This is a genomic window from Methanoculleus chikugoensis, assembly GCF_900095385.1.
GTDB lineage: Archaea > Halobacteriota > Methanomicrobia > Methanomicrobiales > Methanoculleaceae > Methanoculleus > Methanoculleus chikugoensis_A.
In genome coordinates this window covers 23438-38981 of sequence record NZ_FMID01000038.1, presented here as the reverse complement: position 1 = coordinate 38981, position 15544 = coordinate 23438, and the positions used below count along the sequence as shown (strand labels likewise).

Here is a 15544-nt window from a genome sequence, read left to right as displayed (position 1 = left end):
ATGTCAATCACAACTATTCTCAATATGAATAGAATTCGTATCCTATCTTTCCTACTTGCCTTACTTTTCGTAGCACCCGGGGTAAACGCCATAACGGTGGTCTCCACGACCACCGTTCTCTGGGATCCCATCCAATACATCGGCGGGGAGAAGGTCGAGGCCGTCTACATCGCCGATCCGACCATCTGCCCCCACATGCAGGCGGACATCATCCCGAACCGCATCCAGTTGCAGAAGGAGTTCATTCGCGATGCCGACCTCTTCGTTGCCCACAACGGATCGGTCGATCAGTCCTACGTGATGCCGTATGTCGCCGATTTTATGACTGCCAACGACTACGGCACGGTGGAGTGGGTGACCCTGGAGAACCCCTCCATGATCTGGAACACCCCGTCGGGGGCGAGAAACCTCTCCCACGAGGTGGCGGGATGGCTGATTGCTGCGGATCCGGCAAACCGGACGTACTATGAAGCGCGGCTGGATGATTACCTTGCGGAGATCGATGCTGCGGATCTCTCCTCTGAGGAGCAGGAGACGATTCCCGGTCAGGATGCCGTGGTGATGGTCTGGCAGGAGGACGCAGCGGTCGGCTGGCTCGGGCTGAACCTGGTGTCCATCTATGCGCCGGAGTTCTATCAGGGTGGAAAATTCACCCCGCGGGTTGTCGTTGACGATATCCGCAATCATCCCGAAAAGTATCGGAACGTGAAGTACGTCATCGAGAACATGCAGTCGGGGGAGTTGGCAAAGGGCCTCGAGGAGGCGCTTCACGACAACGGGGTGCCTGCAGAGCGGATCATCTTCACCAACTTCCCCAAGTCGCTCCCGGGCGTCGACTCGCTCCCCGACGTCATCCGCTACAACAAGGGTCTGGTCACACCGGTGCAGGCTGCGTCGGGAGAAGCGGCTGCACCGGCCGCGACTGCTGCTCCGCTGCCCGGAATCCTGGCCGTTGCGGCAATCCTTGGAGGCAGCTCCCTGCTGCTCACCCGCAGGCGGTAGGAGATCCTCTTACCGCTACCTTTTGATTACGGAGAAAACCATGGAACTACAGATTGGGATCACGAAAATCGGTGTATCGCCGTTCTGTGAAGAGAGTTGCAGTGCCGTCGCCATTACCGGGAGGGGAGCATCACGAACGTCGACTTGAACCCTATCGGGTACGTTTCTTCGCCGTATAAGAAGAAAGAGGATGCTCCACGGCAGGGCAGGCTGACCGACACCGAAGCGGAGATTGTCATCGACGAGCGATACCTCCCCGGCCTTTTCAGGGTTGAGGAGAAGAAACACCTCTTCGTGCTCTGCTGGTTTGACCGGTCCGACCGGACGGTGCTCCGTGTGACACCCCCGCACAAACCGGTGGAGCATGGTGTGTTTGCAACCCGTTCCCCCAACCGGCCGAATCCGATCAGCCTGTCGCTCGTCGATGTCATCAACATAACGGGCGGGACGATCCGGGTCAGGGGGCTGGAAGCTCTCGACGGGACACCGGTTCTCGACATCAAACCCTACTCGGAAGAGATCGACTGTCCGAAGTGATCGGATAGGGCTGCTTCCAGCACTTTTGCCGGGGGAGTCCCCCGACTTTTGTTGACCCCTCCCGTTCCCGGGGAGCGGTCTAAAAAATGAACCGGTTTTCACTTCAGCCCGATCAGCCGTGCCGAGTTGGCAATCACCGGAATTGAGGAGAGTTCGTGCAGGAGCGCCCCGGTCACCGGCGTGAGGATGTTGAAGACGGTAAGGCACACGGCAAGGAGAAGAACTCCCACAGCAAAGATGAGGTTCTGCCGGATGGTCCGGAGAGTTTTTTGCGAGGTGCCGATGAGATGCGGGAGTTTGAGGAGCTCGTCCGATAACAGCACCACATCTGCAGTCTCGATGGCGACGTCCGTGCCGGCATTCCCCATCGCCACACCCACGTCGGCGGTCGCGAGTGCCGGGCCGTCGTTCACCCCGTCGCCAACGAATGCCACCCGGTGCCCTGCTTCCTGAAACCGCTTCACGACTCCGACCTTCTCCTCCGGCATCATCTCGGCATGGGTCTCAGATATCCCGGTTTTTTCTGCGATCCTGGCGGCTGCCCCCCGGTTGTCTCCCGTTACGATGACCGTCCTGATGCCTGCCGTGTTGAGGGCGGCAACGGTCTCCTGTGCATGCTCCCGGAGCGTGTCCTCAAAGATCAGGAGACCGCTGACCATATCGTCGATCATCACGACGATGACACTCTTTCCCTCGTGGGTTCTGGCATCGATCTCCCGGAGAACGGTCTCGGAAAGGGTGATTCCCATCCCGGCGAAGAGCTTCGGGCGTCCGAGCAGGACCATCCGCCCCCCTATTTCGGCCTTCACGCCGAGCCCGGTCAATAACTCGCAGGAGTCGGGGTCCGGGACTGTGATCTCACGCTCTATGGCAGCCTGCACGATCGCCCTACCTACAGGGTGTTCGCTGAACTTCTCGGCGGATGCGGCGTACCCTATCAGGCTGGTTTCGAGGACGTCATCGAAAGGAACCGCGGCGGCGAGCCGCAGCTCCCCGAGCGTGAGCGTCCCGGTCTTGTCGAAGATCACGGTATCAACATGGGCCAGCGTCTCCACAGCCGCTCCCTTCTTCACGAGGCTGCCCCTGAGCGCGGCATTCCCTATTGAGGCGACGAGTGCCGTCGGTGTCGCGAGGACGATCACGCACGGGCAGAAGACGATGAGCATGGTGATCGCCTGCAGGACGTTCCCGGTCCACCACCAGAGGAGCAGCCCCAGGATGATGGCGGCCGGCGTATACAACTTTGCGTAGCGGTCGAGCACCCGCTCGACAGGCGCTTTCTCTTCCTGGGCGTCCGCAACAAGCCTGCGGATCTGGCCGAGCGTGGTCTCGGTCCCGACCCGGGTTGCACGGACCTCGATCGCCCCGATCTCGTTGAGGGTGCCGGCGAAGACGGTGTCCCCTTTCTGCTTCTCCACCGGCACGCTTTCTCCGGTGATCGCCGACTGGTTGACGGAAGCCGTCCCGAACTGGATCTCCCCGTCGACGGCGATCCGCTCCCCGGAATGCACGATGAGAAGATCACCGACGACCAGTTCTTCGAGAGGAAGGGAAAGGTCTCTGCCGTTGCGCCGAACGGTCACCCGGTCAGGTAGCAACCGGGCAAGCGCGTCAAGCGCCCGGTCGGCGCGGGCGGCGACGAGCTCTTCGAGCATCCCGCCGAAGAGGAGGAGCACGGCGACAACGGCAGCAGCGGAATATTCCCCGATCGCGATGGCTGCGGCCGTAGCAAGGGAAACGGGGATATCTGCGGTGAAATCGCGTTCGCGGATCCCCTGGGCGGCGCTGTACCAGATGAACGAAGATCCCACCAGAGCGGCTGCAAGGTAGATCCAATCCGCATAGATTTCCAGGGCCATACCGGGAAAGAGGCCGGAAAACTGGCACAGAATAGCAATCAACAGGAGGGTGCCGCTGACAAGCGTGAAGATTGTGCCCGGAGCGAGCAGGAATTCTCTATAGTCTCGGAGAAGGGACCAGGGGGCGGCAGTCAATGGTCCGGAAGAATCATGAGTCACATCCATTCTCGAATCACCGTACATACGATACTGGAAAGAAGCGGGCGGAAAGGACAGAAGCGCCCGCCTGTGACACTTCTTTCAAGTGTTAAAATTGTTAATGGATCTCATACTTAATCTTATTTATTTATCCTGGAATTCATATCGCAGGGTTCGGATCATTCTATCTCCCCCTGGAACTGCATCGGCAGAGTTCCGGCTCTCTGATGCATAGCAATCGTTTCTCAAGCGTAGTGTGACGCAGGGCATCCGCTCCCGACGAATATGGTCATGCCCCTCAAACGTCACGACGTCATCCGCGTGGCCGAAACGTCCGGGACGGGCACCGCCCGGCGTCCCGGTCAGCGGGAACGGGGCCGTTGATGCTGCACTCCCCCTCGGTCCCGGTCTTCTTCGTATAGAGGGCGCAGTCACTGCAGGCCGGCATAAAGGCCTCTTTTTCCGCCCCAGGGATATAAGTTTTGCCGGCCGGTGGGGGACGATCAGGATCTCCGGACGAACATCTCAGAGTAGGGCGCAAACCGTCCTGCATCGACGGGGTAAGCGAACCGGATCCCGTCGTTGCTGCAGACCATGCAGAGGGGCCGGGCGGCATCGATGTCCAGGTTGCCCTGGGCGGTGACATACCGGTCGTTCACCTCAAGACGGACGACGTTGCCGATGACGAGCGCAAACTTCTCCCTCGTGATCTCCTCGACGAGCCGGCACTCCATCCACGCGACCGACCCCTCGATGCCGGGCGGCGCGACGACGGCTGAAGGCCGGGAGGTAAGCCCTGCCTCTTCGAACTCGTCGACCTCGGGCGGGAAGTTCCGGGAGCAGATCATCACTTCCTCGACCATCGTGGCCGGCGGCACGTTGACGACGAACTCGCCGGTCTCCCTGATGTTGTCGAGGGTGTCGCGCCGCAGCCAGGAGGCAAGGACGATCTCGTCGAGGGGCCGGAGGATCGGGGTGATGTTCCCCCAGGGTGCGGCATTCCGGATCCCGGCCTTCGAGATCGTCGAGATGAGCACCACGGGGAGCGGCAGGACGTTTTCACGGCTGTGCGGTGGTAGGTGCATGGTTTTTACGTCCTTTACGTCGGCATTATTCTCTACGGGCGGCTACCGCCCTTCCAGCACCTCGACCAGTAAGCCGATGGCCGGGCGCCCGTCCGTCAAGGCCTGTCCGCCGAGACCCGCTTCAAGGATGCCTGGCTCCTGCGGGATTTCGCAAATGATCCGGGACGGATCCGCAATCCCCTCGCGCATCCGGGCAGCCATGGCCGGATCCGTTTTATTCAGCACATAGTAGAGCGGAATGCCGATCCCCCCCGCCATTCCCGTAATCTTCTCTGCGAGCCGCAGCGACTCGAATGAGGGGTCGAGCACCATGAGGATCACGTCGGCCTCCTGATCGATTCCGCGGCCGAAGTGCTCGATCCCCGCCTCGGTGTCTGCGATAACAACATCGTTGTCACCGAGGCGAAGACCGCCGAGAAACTGTTTGGCAAGCATTCCCATCGGGCATGCACATCCCTCTCCCGCATCGTGGATCTTGCCGATGGCGACGAGCCGAACGCCGTGGTCTTCGGCGACATAGTCCTTTGGAAGGTCGTCGAGCGTCCAGGCATCCTCGATCAGGTGGACAGATGTCAGGTCGGGCATCGCCGCCATAATCTTCGCTCCTACGGTCATCTTGCCCCCGAAGTAGTTCATCAGGTCGGGCGGTGCGTCCGTCCCGAGTAGACGGTGCAGCCCGAGGTTCGACTCGTCGGTATCGATGACCAGCACGGGGCGGTTCCGCCGTGCGTACTCACGTGCGAGCAGGGCAGCGAGCGTGCTCTTCCCGCTGCCTCCTTTTCCACAAATAGCGATCTTCATTTCGTTTTTACTTCCTTCGTTTGCCTGTTTCAGTGTACCTGCGTGGACACCGTCATTTTAGTAACACGATTATTTATATTGGTATCATTTGATATAGAAAAATATATTTTTAATATTCTTTAGTAAAAATAATTAATATGTACATGATACTCATCCGACTTACAATTATGAACGCAGTCGCTGTGCTGGAGGGGCAAATGACGTATCGGGTTCTGAGTGCTATTAATATTGTCCTAAATCATATTTGGTGGAATTTAATCGTGTAAATACGATTATTTATTAGAGTCTAAACCCAGGTTTTTCATATCGCAGGGACGCGGCGGTCCCCGGGGAACCATGTACGACGGCATCATTCAGACAGCGACGCTCGCTGCCGGCCTGCTCGGCGAGATGGTCCCGATGATGATTGCCGGGGTCTTCCTCGCCGAGGTGCTCGTCGCCCTGAATGTCGCCGGGCGGATTGCTGCCCTCTCCCGTCCGCTCACCTCGTTCGCCTGCCTGCGGGAGGAGTGCGGCACCAGTTTCCTCATGGCCTTCGTCTCTCCCCCTGCCGCGAACGCCATGCTGATGGACTACCACGCAAAGGAGATCATCAGCCGTAAGGAGCTCGTCATCGCTGCCGTCATGAACTCGTTTCCGACGGTCGTCATGCACTGGCGTTACCTCCTCCCGGTCTACATCCCTCTTCTCGGCATCCCCGGCCTCATCTACTTCGGCCTGTTGATGCTCGTCGGCCTTGCAAAGACCGCGTTCGTCATGGTCCTCGGCCGGGTCATCCTCACCCCCACCTCGTGCACGCAGGTCATTCCGGCGGAGGGACCGGCCGTCACGCTCCAGGAGGCGCTACGGACGGCATGTACGTCCTCAAAAAAGATCCTTGTGCGCCTGCTCTCGATCACCGTCCCCACCATCGTCATCGTCGCGTTCCTCATCAACGCGGGTGTCTTCGACCGGCTCGCCGGGATGATGCAGGGCGCTGGAGCGATATTCCCCGTGCCGCCGGAGGGGTTTGCCATCATCGCCGCCCAGTTCGGCAGTTTCGTCGCGGGCGCGAGCGTCGCCTCCGCCCTGCTCGCCGCGGGGGATATGACCTGGCAACAGATCGTCCTCACCCTCCTCGTCGGGAACGTCCTCACCAGCGTGACACGGAGCATCCGCTGGCTCGGCTCTTCTTACGTCGCGATCTTCGGCATGCGGACGGGAACGGAGATCATGCTCGTCTCGACGGTGCTCCGTAACGGCATCATGGCCTGTTTGGTCGCCGTGCTGGCGTACGGACTTGAGTGGGGTTGAGGGCGCGGCACTATGGGCCGGCTCAGCCCCCTTCTGCGCCTCCCGCACCGCCCGTATCTCCGGTATACCCATCCCGCCGAGCAGTTCGACGATCGCCTGCACATAGGGCTCCTGCCGGGTGCAGCTCGGGGATGCACGGGGCTCGCTCCGCTGCCCTTGCCGACCCATCTTCGCGTGGCCGGTGGCGATGTAGTGCAGGAAGTCCTCCTTCGGGAGACCCCAGCGGCAGTTGACCTGCAGCCGGACGAAATCAGGGTTCTTCGGATTCGGGAAGAGGACTGCTCGCGTCCCTGGGAGCGGGATTGGGTTCCCACCGTTCGATACGGCAAGACTGAGGACCCGGCGCCACAGCCGGCCGCAGGCGATCTCCGGGCAGATCCGGCAGTAGCGGTTCGACGGCGGGGTGCCGTCGCCGGTATAGTGGCGGCAGAAGTTCAGATCCATAAGCATTCATTACTCTTCTGCACCCGCACTTAAACCGGATGATCCCGGTCGCCTCCCCGACCCAAATAACAACACTCATCCCTCTTCCACTCCCAACCTCTCTTCAGGAGAGAAGATCGGATGTCCCCCGCCGTCCTGTACCGCCAGTTGCCCGGAGAGGGTCTCGACGCGTTCATCGCAGAGTTCCGGAAAGCCGCCGCCCGCGATCCGTTCGGCACCGTCTTCATCGTCCCGACCTCTCATCTTGCCCGGGAGATCGTCCGCCGCCTCAGGGAAGAGGATGTCCCGGTCGTCGCCGACACGGTCACGACCCTCTCCGGGTTCGCCCGGAAGATCTTTCTCGATTATGCGACGTCGGAAACGCTGATCTCCGGGGCCGAGTCCCGGCTCATCCTCGCCCGCCTCCTCGACGCCGGCAAGTACCCGCTTCTTTCCGGCACCGGTGCGGTCGACGAACTCGCGACCCTTTTTGAGGCCATCCTCATGTGGAAGGTCGATTATCCGGCCGCTCTCGACGATCTCGCGACCGCCAGATGCGTCGAGATCGCCCGCCTCTTCGATGCCTACCGCCGGTTCCTCGACGAGCACGACCTCGTCGACGAGCGCGCGCTCTTTGCCCGTGTGGTCAGGATACTCTCCGACACAGGCTGGTTCCGGACGGTCTATATCTACGGCCTCTTCGAGCCGATGCCGCGGACAGCCGGCAGGTATTATGCCCGCCCTCCCCGGACGGTCTTCGTCTACGGTCTCTTCGAGCCGATGCCGCTCGAGCGCGACCTGCTTCTTTCCTTGCGGGAATCTGCGGAGGATTTTCATTACTCGATCCCCTACGCCAGAAATCCGGTGGTCTTTGCCGATGACGGCGAATGGCTGCTCCCGGATACGGTCATCTCCGGGGATGCCCCGGACACGCGCCGCTCACGCCTTGCCCTCCTCTTCTCCCGGGCCAAGTCCGCCGACTGCGGCGGCTGCATCCGCCTCGCAGAACGACGTGACGGGCTCGACGAAGTCCGGGCGATCGCGCAGGAGATCCGCGATCTGGTCGCCGCCGGCGTGCGGCCGGGCGAGATCGCGGTCGCGTTCCCTGACTTATCATCGGCGCTGCCTTGCGTGGAGGCGGTCTTCCCCGAATTCGGGGTTCCATACGTTGCGTCCGACGGCCGGCCGCTCTCTGCATTGCCGCTCGTCAGGGCACTGCTCGACGTCGCCGCGGTTCCTGCCCGCGGTTACCGGCGGGAGGACGTCGTCGCGCTCGCGGCCTCTCCATTCCTACCGATCACATGCGGCTGCGATCTCGATCTCCTCTCCCGGGAGGCTCGGATAACCGCCGGGGCGGCCTCCTGGGACGAGCAGTTTGCCGCGCTTCTCCGCACCGTCGAAGATGAGCGAGACCGACCGGAAACCCCGGAACCCGCGAGATCCCGGCTCGCAGCAAAGGCGGTCTCGATAGCGTCGGCACGGGACGCCGTCGGGACGCTCTTTGCCGATCTCTCGATGCTCGAAGGGACGAAGACGCTCGCCGGCCATATCGCCGTCTATCGCTCGCTCATCGAGCGGTGGCAGGCTCCGGTTATGTCAAAGATGGGCGATCCCGATCTTCTCGGGGAGTTCATCAATCTTCTCGCGTCGTTCGAACGCCTCGTCCGGTTGCTGCCGGAAGAGAAGATGTCTCTTGCGGAGTTCTCCTCCCTGCTCGCGCAACTTGCCGCCGGAACCCGGACAGCCCGTCGCCGGAACAGCGGCGGCGTCCAGGTGGTCGGCGTCCGGGAGGTTGCGCACCTCGCCGTCCCCTACCTCTTCGTCGGCAACCTCGTCGAGGGCGTGATGCCGCAGCTGACCACCCCGCCCCCGTTCACCGCCGATGCCGGGACCCGGCGCTCTGGGGCGCGGTCGAGGGAGGATATCCTCCGGGAGGAGCGGTATTACTTCACCGCCGCCTTGCTCTCCGCCCGCTCCAGGATCTACCTGAGTTACCCCGCGACCGACGGTGCGACCCCGGTGATCCGTTCCGGGTTTGTGGACGCCGTCCGTGAGGCATTCTCCCCGGGGATGTGGGGGGACGGCGATCTCCCGGACTCCGGGCTCGCGGCAATCCGGCAGGCCTGTGCCTCCATCGCGCGGGGTGAGTCCGTCACCGAGACGCTCCGCATCCCGCCTGCTCTCGATCCCGCGGCGATCCCGGCCGACGCGCGGGAGACCACCCCGCCCGGTCTCCCGCTACGGGACGATATCCCCACGGCGGTTGTCCCGCCGGGCGTTCCCCCGAACGGAGAGGGGGAGCGTGTCTACTCGGCAAGCGAGATCGAGGCGCACCTCCGCGGCCCGGCAGAGTCCCGGCTGCCGGGGTTCGCCGCCGGGGATGACGCCCTAATTCGAGGTCTCGCCGTCCACGAGGTCTTCCGCGGCCGCGATCCCGCCGCGGTGCTGCGGCGGCATGGGCTGGATCCCATCCGGGCACCGGAGTACCGGGAACTCTACTCCCGGTTCCTCGCCTCCCCCCTGATGCAGGGGATCGTCCGCGACCACCGCGAGGTGCCGTTTCTGGTGCGGGTGAACGGGATTGCGTTCAGGGGGGTCATCGACCGGCTGGTGCAGCGGCTGAACGGCGCCTGGATGCTCATCGACTACAAGACCGGGACGCCGGGGGACGCCGCGGATTATGCGATCCAGATGACGGTCTACTGCCATGCCGCCGGCCAGTTCCTCGGGAGTCCGGTCACGCCCTACCTCTACTTCGTCGATGCCGACCGCTGGGCGGAGATTGAGGTGGACGAGGAGCGGGTCTTTGCCGAGATTGGTCGAGCGGTCCGGGGGATTGAAGAGGAGAATCTTTAACGGCGGGGTTCCGGAGGAGAAACACGGGACGCGGCGCTTCCCGGCCGAAACGAGTCGCAACGGGCACTTCTGCGCCCTGCCTCACCGCTCAGTCGTAGAGGCCGATCGCCAGATAGTCGTCGTCCGAGAGTTCGTCCCAGAGTTCGAGGACGACCGAGCCGTCGTCCAGGACGTCGCCGGGGATGACCCATTCGGAGTCGACTTCCCTGACCTCTTCAGCCCCGTCAGGGGTTCTCACGAGCACCTTCATGATATCCTCTCCAGCGTCCGGCTCCACCCGGATCAGGCTCTCCTCGGTGGCTCCCGGAGTGTTTTACCCGCCGGATTATCTACCCTTTGTCTCCGGCGGGGCAGGCGAGTTCGCAGGCCCGGCAGTGGTCGATCCGTTCCCTCCCGGAGTTCCTGTCGGCATCCATCCGTGCCAGGCACCGCGTCCGGCTAAATCTCCCGGTGGAGAAGGCGTCCATCGGGCAGGCGCGGGCGCAGGAGTTCTCGCAGCCGGTGCAGGGGTCGTCTCCCTCCGGCGGTTCCACATCCGGGCTGTCCAGGTCAGCCCATACCGCCCGGAACCGAACCCGCGGCCCGTAGCCCGGGACGATGATGAGGTTGCTCCTCCCCATCCGCCCAATCCCTGCCAGAGAGGCCGCGTCTTTGAGGTAGATCCCGCCCTCCTCGATCCGGTAGGGGATAAGTCGGGCGCTGGTTCCGTACTCTTTCTGCAGCCAGCGGGCGAGTTCTTTGCCGATCTTTCCGAGTATCCGGTCGCCGGGCGTCCCCCGGCCCGGCTCCCAGAGGTCGAGTTCGGGGTGCCCGGGGTCGTGGGAGAGGCCGAGGACGATGTAGGTCCCCCGGTCTTCCTCTGATCCCGGGCGTTTTTCCGCGACCGCCGAGGGGCAGTCGATGAGCCGTGCCGCCGCCACGGCGCCTGCTACGTCCGCCCCGAGTTCACAGGCCTTTCGGATGGCCGCCCCGATGATCTCCTGGTCGTTGGGCATTGGAGGTGGTATTGGGGCGGGGGGTGAAGAAGGGAGTGGTCGTTCGGCCTGCCGAGAGAGTGCCCCGGGAACAGCTTGTATGAGGGGGAGTGTGTAGGCTGCACGACACCTGGAGGCGTTGAGAGTATGGAGGCAGAAAGGATCATCGTGCCCGTTTCAGAGGGCATTCGGCCCGGGGAAGCTGCGGATCGCCGTCCGGCGCAAACAGGAGGAAGAGTGGGAAGGCTACGCCGTCAGGGAGAGGCTTTCCGGCGAGATGACCCGAACCGTGAACCCTCCCGTAGGTGTCACGGGAGATCGGACAGCATCCGCCCTTTCCCACCGCTCATGCAGGTTCACCGTATTTCTGTCCGGCCGTGCCTCACGTTCAGCCGCAGTTCGGACGCCCGGCGGATGTTTCTGCTCCGTCGCCAACTACCTTCTGCCTGCGTCCCGTTCTGGACTGTCCCCTCCGGCCCGGGCGCGTCTCCTGGCCGGGAGATCCGGGTGCGCGGTTGGTTTCCGGACCTGCGCGCAAACGGGGCAGCGTGCGAGATCAGGACCGAAAGAGCACAGATCTGCAGGTTCTGGCTGCGATGATAAATAGAATACAAAATCAAAAAGCGCCCCGGCCGGGATTTGAACCCGGGTCAAAAGCTCCGCAGGCTTCTAGGATATCCACTACCCTACCGGGACACGAGAATAAGTGTCTTTCCCCTAATAACTAGGTTCTCCAGGTTAAAAAGGATTGCTCACCAGGCGATGAGAACGCCATGGCAATGACTGCAGATGCCGGAATTCGACGGAAAAAACCCGTTCAACGACCTGCCCCCGAGGCTACACGCCCCCGGCGCGCATCTCTACGTGCACCTTTACTTCGTTTCCGGAGAGCTCGATCAGGTAGTCCCCATACTTGCCGAGGTAGATCCGCTTATCGGTCGCCGTGCCGAAACCTTTTCCGAACCCGTCCTCGGCCACGATCTTGCCGGACTCGCGCTCCCTGACGGTCACCGTAAACCATGCATCCTCGCTCGGGTATTCCTGTTTGACGACTATGTCCTTTTTGCTGCCGTAATCGCTTGTAGTATGCTTCTCCCGTGTGACCATCTTCGGCTCCACATCGAACTCGATGATGAGCGGGGGCGCGGTCAGGTTGAAGGAGTAGGCGTCTCTCGGGTGAGCGGGACCGAACTCTGTTGTCCTGTCGTAGAGCGTCACGTAGGGGTCCGGCGTCGGTGGGACCTCCGTCGGTCTGCTGAGCGTGGGGCCGGCCATAGCGCTTGTTGCAGTCGGATACGGGGTTGCCGGGGTCAGGTATCCGGGTTCGTCATCCTCTCCGGCCGTCTCCTCCGGTGAAAGGCTTCCGGACCAGCCCGGATCGTTGCCGGTCGGCATCTCCGTGCACCCGGCGGATGCGAGAACCAGGATCATCACCGCAGCTGCAAAGAGCGACTTATATACCATGCTCATCGTAGAGGGATTATGCAGGGGGATATTTATGTTTTTACTCTTGGATATTCGGTGAAATATTTTATACGGGAGATGTGGATCTGAGTCAGGTGTTGTAGCCCGAAATCCAGCCGGATTAAGGATTATATCAACCCGGCCTCTGAAGGGCCATCTCAAAGAGGATGGTCGTGTTTTTTTCCGGGGAGATTTACCGGAAAGGATTTTTATATCCACCAAAAAATGTCTGCTGTATTTCGAATATAATGCATACACAAACGGATGTAACATGCAGTGTTCGGGGAGGAATGCTCACCAGACCTGGATCCCATTATCAAATCAATCCAGTAACGTATATCTGCACCCATGGCCAACGGTTGATGATAACGATGGGTAAAAAGCAGGAGAAACGGGCCAAACGCAAGGCAGACGTGCACGATGGCGGAAGGGATCTTGATTCAGGGATCTCCACTTCGGTACGCCCGGGTGCATCCGCCCTCGATACCGTTGTGGCATCCATAAAAACCAGCAGGTATGTCCAGGCTCTTCTTGGGTTGACACTCGCCGGTTTTCTCCTCCGGTTCTATAACCTCGCCGGCAACTCGCTCTGGCTCGACGAGGCTGCGACCCTCACATTTGCCCGGCAGTCACTCCTCGGCATATGGGGGAGCACCGCTGGCGGCGAGTTCAACCCACCGCTCTTCTACTGGCTGGAACACGGCATGCTCTTCTTCGGCGAGAGTGAGTTCGTGCTCCGGTTTCTCCCCGCACTCTTCGGCGTCCTGACGATCCCGGTTATATACTACATCGGCTCTGAGTTCCGGGACAGGAACGTCGGGCTCATCGCCGCCGCCCTCCTCACGTTCTCGCCCTTTCATATCTTCTACTCCCAGGAAGCCCGGGCATACGCCCCGATGCTCTTCTTCTTCTCCTTCGCACTACTCTTTTACGTGCGGGCAAACAGATCGAACGAGACCCGCTCCTGGGCTCTCTTCGGCTTCTTCTCCGCAATTGCCTTCTGGATGCACTTCTACGCCATCGTGCCGGTTGCTGTCCTCGTTCTCCACGCCCTGGTCACCCGCGTCGGCGAGATCCGAAAGGATGTCAGGAACGTGAGGAGCCCCATCCTCGCGCTCGCTGCCTTCATCGTTGCCACCCTTCCCCTGCTCATCGTCACGTTCAACCTCTTCATGGCGAGGACGTCATCCACCCCGACCTTCGGCATGCAGGGACTCGACGTCATCCACATGACCCTCTCGCAGATATCGGGGTTCAGCGACTTCATCATGGTTCCCTTCCTCCTCCTCTTTCTGCTCGGCGTCGCCTATACCTGGCGCGAGGACAGGAACGAAGCGCTCCTCCTCGTCTTCATGATGGTTCTCCCGCTGGTGGCGAGCCTTATCCTCTCTTCACGGATGCCGATGATCCCGCGCCACCTTATCTTCCTCCTTCCTATCTACTTCATCGGGATCGCGTCGGCGTATCCCGGACTCCATGCCCTCGTCAGGGACAGGAGAGCGGTCTATCTCGCTATCACGCTGGTGTTTCTCGTCAGCGCACCCTTCCTTGCAACCTACTACACGACACTGCAGAAGAACGACTGGCGGGGATTCTCCATGGAACTGGGCGAGATGACCGGAGAAGGGGATCTTGTCGTCATGCTGCCGTCCTACATGGCGCAACCGCTCGACTACTACTACAGCAACGCAACCGACGGAACCATCGAACTCGGGGCGACAACCGGGAAGGATCTCGAGGCGATCCGGGACTGGCATCCAGAACAGCGTGCGTTCTACATCGTGACCTGGGATATCTTTGCCGTGGACCCCACCGGGGATGCGGTGGACTGGCTTAATGAAAATGCAGAGTTCGTCAGGCAGCGTGGGGGGATCTATCTCTTTGTGTCGACCTAGAGGGGTGGTTACGATGACTGCGCCCTGCGGCTCTGCCGGTGAAAAACATAGACCGGAAAAACGGCGGACGACACTATCGGTCGCTGAGAAGCACCTCTATAATCCTTTTACCCGACTGCCCGTCACCGAAAGGATTCATCCATGTCGCCTCGGTCGACAGCGTGGTTGACACGGCCTGTAAAATCCGTTTGGGTTCAGTCCCTGCGAGGATGTTTCCCCCAGTATCAAGAGCCTCGGGCCGTTCCGTATTCTCCCGCAACGTTATGCAGGGAACATGCAATATGCATGCCTCTTCCTGGATGCCGCCGGAGTCCGTCAGGATAGCCCTTGCGGATTTTTCTAAGAGCAGAAATTCCAGATATCCCTGTGGTTCGAGTACGTATACGCCCTCCGGTACTGGCAGGCCAAACTCATTGAGGCGCTTCAATGTACGCGGATGCGCGGGGAACAGTATCGGGAGCCCGTAGATCGAATAGAGATCCTGCATTGCAACGATCAGGTTCTCCAATTTCGCACGATCGTCGACGTTCTCCTGCCTATGAGCAGTGAGTAAAAAGTATTTCCCCGGTTCCAGATCGAGATCGTGAAGAATGTGCGATCGCTGCTCTGCAATCTCGATATTCTGAAGAACCGCATCGACGACAGTGTTTCCAGTTACCCGAATTTTCTCCCCGTCGATTCCCTCCTGCAGAAGGTTGGTCCGTGCCTTCTCTGTAGGGGCAAACAGGTATCTCGATAAATGGTCTGTTAGGATGCGGTTAATCTCTTCAGGCATCGTTCTATCCCAACTCCGTAATCCGGCTTCCACATGCCCGACGTCTACGTTCAACTTCGCAGCAGATAACGCCGAACCCAGAACCGTGTTGGTGTCACCCTGTACGAGCACAACGTCGGGTCTATCGTGGATAAGGATGCGCTCCAGGCCGACCATAATCTTACCCGTCTGCTCGGCATGCGTCCCTGATCCTACATTCAGCTTATGCCCGGGTTTCGGCAGTTTGAGATCGTGAAAAAATGCTGCATCCATCTCATACGAGTAGTGCTGGCCGGTATGGATGAGAGAGTAGTCTAGGTCGAGTTCCTCGCAATACCGGATGATGGGGGACATCTTAATGATCTCGGGGCGGGTTCCAAGAACAACAGCAACGTGCATGCTATATCACCTCTGGGTGTCATGATTTTTGTTGTGCGGCGAGACCGACGCAAAATCCGATCCG

At 60.8% G+C, this 15544-nt stretch carries 13 protein-coding genes and 1 tRNA gene; 5 read left to right on the top strand and 9 right to left on the bottom strand.

What is annotated here, in order from left to right; translation table 11 throughout:
- Positions 1 to 96 precede the first annotated feature (96 nt).
- Together L21_RS07735 and tsaA are read left to right on the top strand one after the other, a co-directional pair.
- Positions 97 to 1002, top strand: coding sequence for a metal ABC transporter substrate-binding protein (locus tag L21_RS07735; RefSeq protein WP_256712718.1), 906 nt, complete (start codon positions 97 to 99; stop codon positions 1000 to 1002).
- 96 nt (positions 1003 to 1098) lie between these two features.
- The gene (gene tsaA, locus L21_RS07730) at positions 1099 to 1539 is read left to right on the top strand and encodes a tRNA (N6-threonylcarbamoyladenosine(37)-N6)-methyltransferase TrmO (protein WP_241481309.1); all 441 of its coding nucleotides are present in this window, start codon (positions 1099 to 1101) and stop codon (positions 1537 to 1539) included.
- A 98-nt stretch (positions 1540 to 1637) separates the two neighbouring features.
- On the opposite strand, the gene L21_RS07725 is transcribed toward tsaA, so the two are convergent.
- From L21_RS07725 to L21_RS07715, 4 genes are all read right to left on the bottom strand, one after another.
- Complete coding sequence (locus L21_RS07725; protein WP_256712715.1) at positions 1638 to 3398, bottom strand: heavy metal translocating P-type ATPase; 1761 nt, start codon at positions 3396 to 3398, stop codon at positions 1638 to 1640.
- A gap of 451 nt (positions 3399 to 3849) precedes the next feature.
- Complete coding sequence (locus L21_RS14425) at positions 3850 to 3984, bottom strand: hypothetical protein (RefSeq protein ID WP_256712713.1); 135 nt, start codon at positions 3982 to 3984, stop codon at positions 3850 to 3852.
- Between the two features lie 55 nt (positions 3985 to 4039).
- Complete coding sequence (locus L21_RS07720; protein ID WP_074369904.1) at positions 4040 to 4621, bottom strand: flavin reductase family protein; 582 nt, start codon at positions 4619 to 4621, stop codon at positions 4040 to 4042.
- Between the two features lie 42 nt (positions 4622 to 4663).
- Entirely contained in the window at positions 4664 to 5422 is a 759-nt protein-coding gene (locus L21_RS07715; protein ID WP_074369903.1) for an ATP-binding protein, read from the bottom strand.
- A 336-nt stretch (positions 5423 to 5758) separates the two neighbouring features.
- On the opposite strand from L21_RS07715, the gene L21_RS07710 reads away from it, so the two are divergent.
- Together L21_RS07710 and L21_RS07700 are read left to right on the top strand one after the other, a co-directional pair.
- Positions 5759 to 6715, top strand: coding sequence for a nucleoside recognition protein (locus tag L21_RS07710; protein ID WP_074369902.1), 957 nt, complete (start codon positions 5759 to 5761; stop codon positions 6713 to 6715).
- A gap of 564 nt (positions 6716 to 7279) precedes the next feature.
- Positions 7280 to 9994 carry a PD-(D/E)XK nuclease family protein gene (locus L21_RS07700; RefSeq protein WP_074369901.1) on the top strand — a complete coding sequence of 905 codons (2715 nt, stop codon included), beginning with the start codon at positions 7280 to 7282 and terminating at the stop codon, positions 9992 to 9994.
- Positions 9995 to 10082: 88 nt separating this feature from the next.
- Here the strand turns inward: L21_RS07700 and L21_RS07695 are convergent, their stop codons facing one another.
- The 4 genes from L21_RS07695 to L21_RS07680 all read right to left on the bottom strand — a co-directional run bounded on the left by L21_RS07695 (position 10083) and on the right by L21_RS07680 (position 12438).
- A complete protein-coding gene (locus tag L21_RS07695; protein WP_074369900.1) occupies positions 10083 to 10271 on the bottom strand; it encodes a hypothetical protein in 189 nt (62 codons plus the stop codon).
- A gap of 52 nt (positions 10272 to 10323) precedes the next feature.
- Positions 10324 to 10989 (bottom strand): NADH-quinone oxidoreductase subunit I, encoded by a 666-nt coding sequence (locus tag L21_RS07690; protein WP_074369899.1) that lies wholly within the window; start codon positions 10987 to 10989, stop codon positions 10324 to 10326.
- Positions 10990 to 11592: 603 nt separating this feature from the next.
- Positions 11593 to 11664 (bottom strand) — tRNA-Arg (locus L21_RS07685).
- A gap of 141 nt (positions 11665 to 11805) precedes the next feature.
- Positions 11806 to 12438: a hypothetical protein gene (locus L21_RS07680; RefSeq protein ID WP_074369898.1), complete on the bottom strand. Its 633-nt coding sequence runs from the start codon at positions 12436 to 12438 to the stop codon at positions 11806 to 11808.
- A gap of 365 nt (positions 12439 to 12803) precedes the next feature.
- Between L21_RS07680 and L21_RS07675 the strand changes: the two genes are divergently transcribed.
- Positions 12804 to 14327: a glycosyltransferase family 39 protein gene (locus tag L21_RS07675; protein ID WP_074369947.1), complete on the top strand. Its 1524-nt coding sequence runs from the start codon at positions 12804 to 12806 to the stop codon at positions 14325 to 14327.
- Between the two features lie 73 nt (positions 14328 to 14400).
- Here the strand turns inward: L21_RS07675 and wecB are convergent, their stop codons facing one another.
- Complete coding sequence (gene wecB, locus L21_RS07670; protein ID WP_074369897.1) at positions 14401 to 15480, bottom strand: non-hydrolyzing UDP-N-acetylglucosamine 2-epimerase; 1080 nt, start codon at positions 15478 to 15480, stop codon at positions 14401 to 14403.
- Positions 15481 to 15544: the final 64 nt, after the last annotated feature.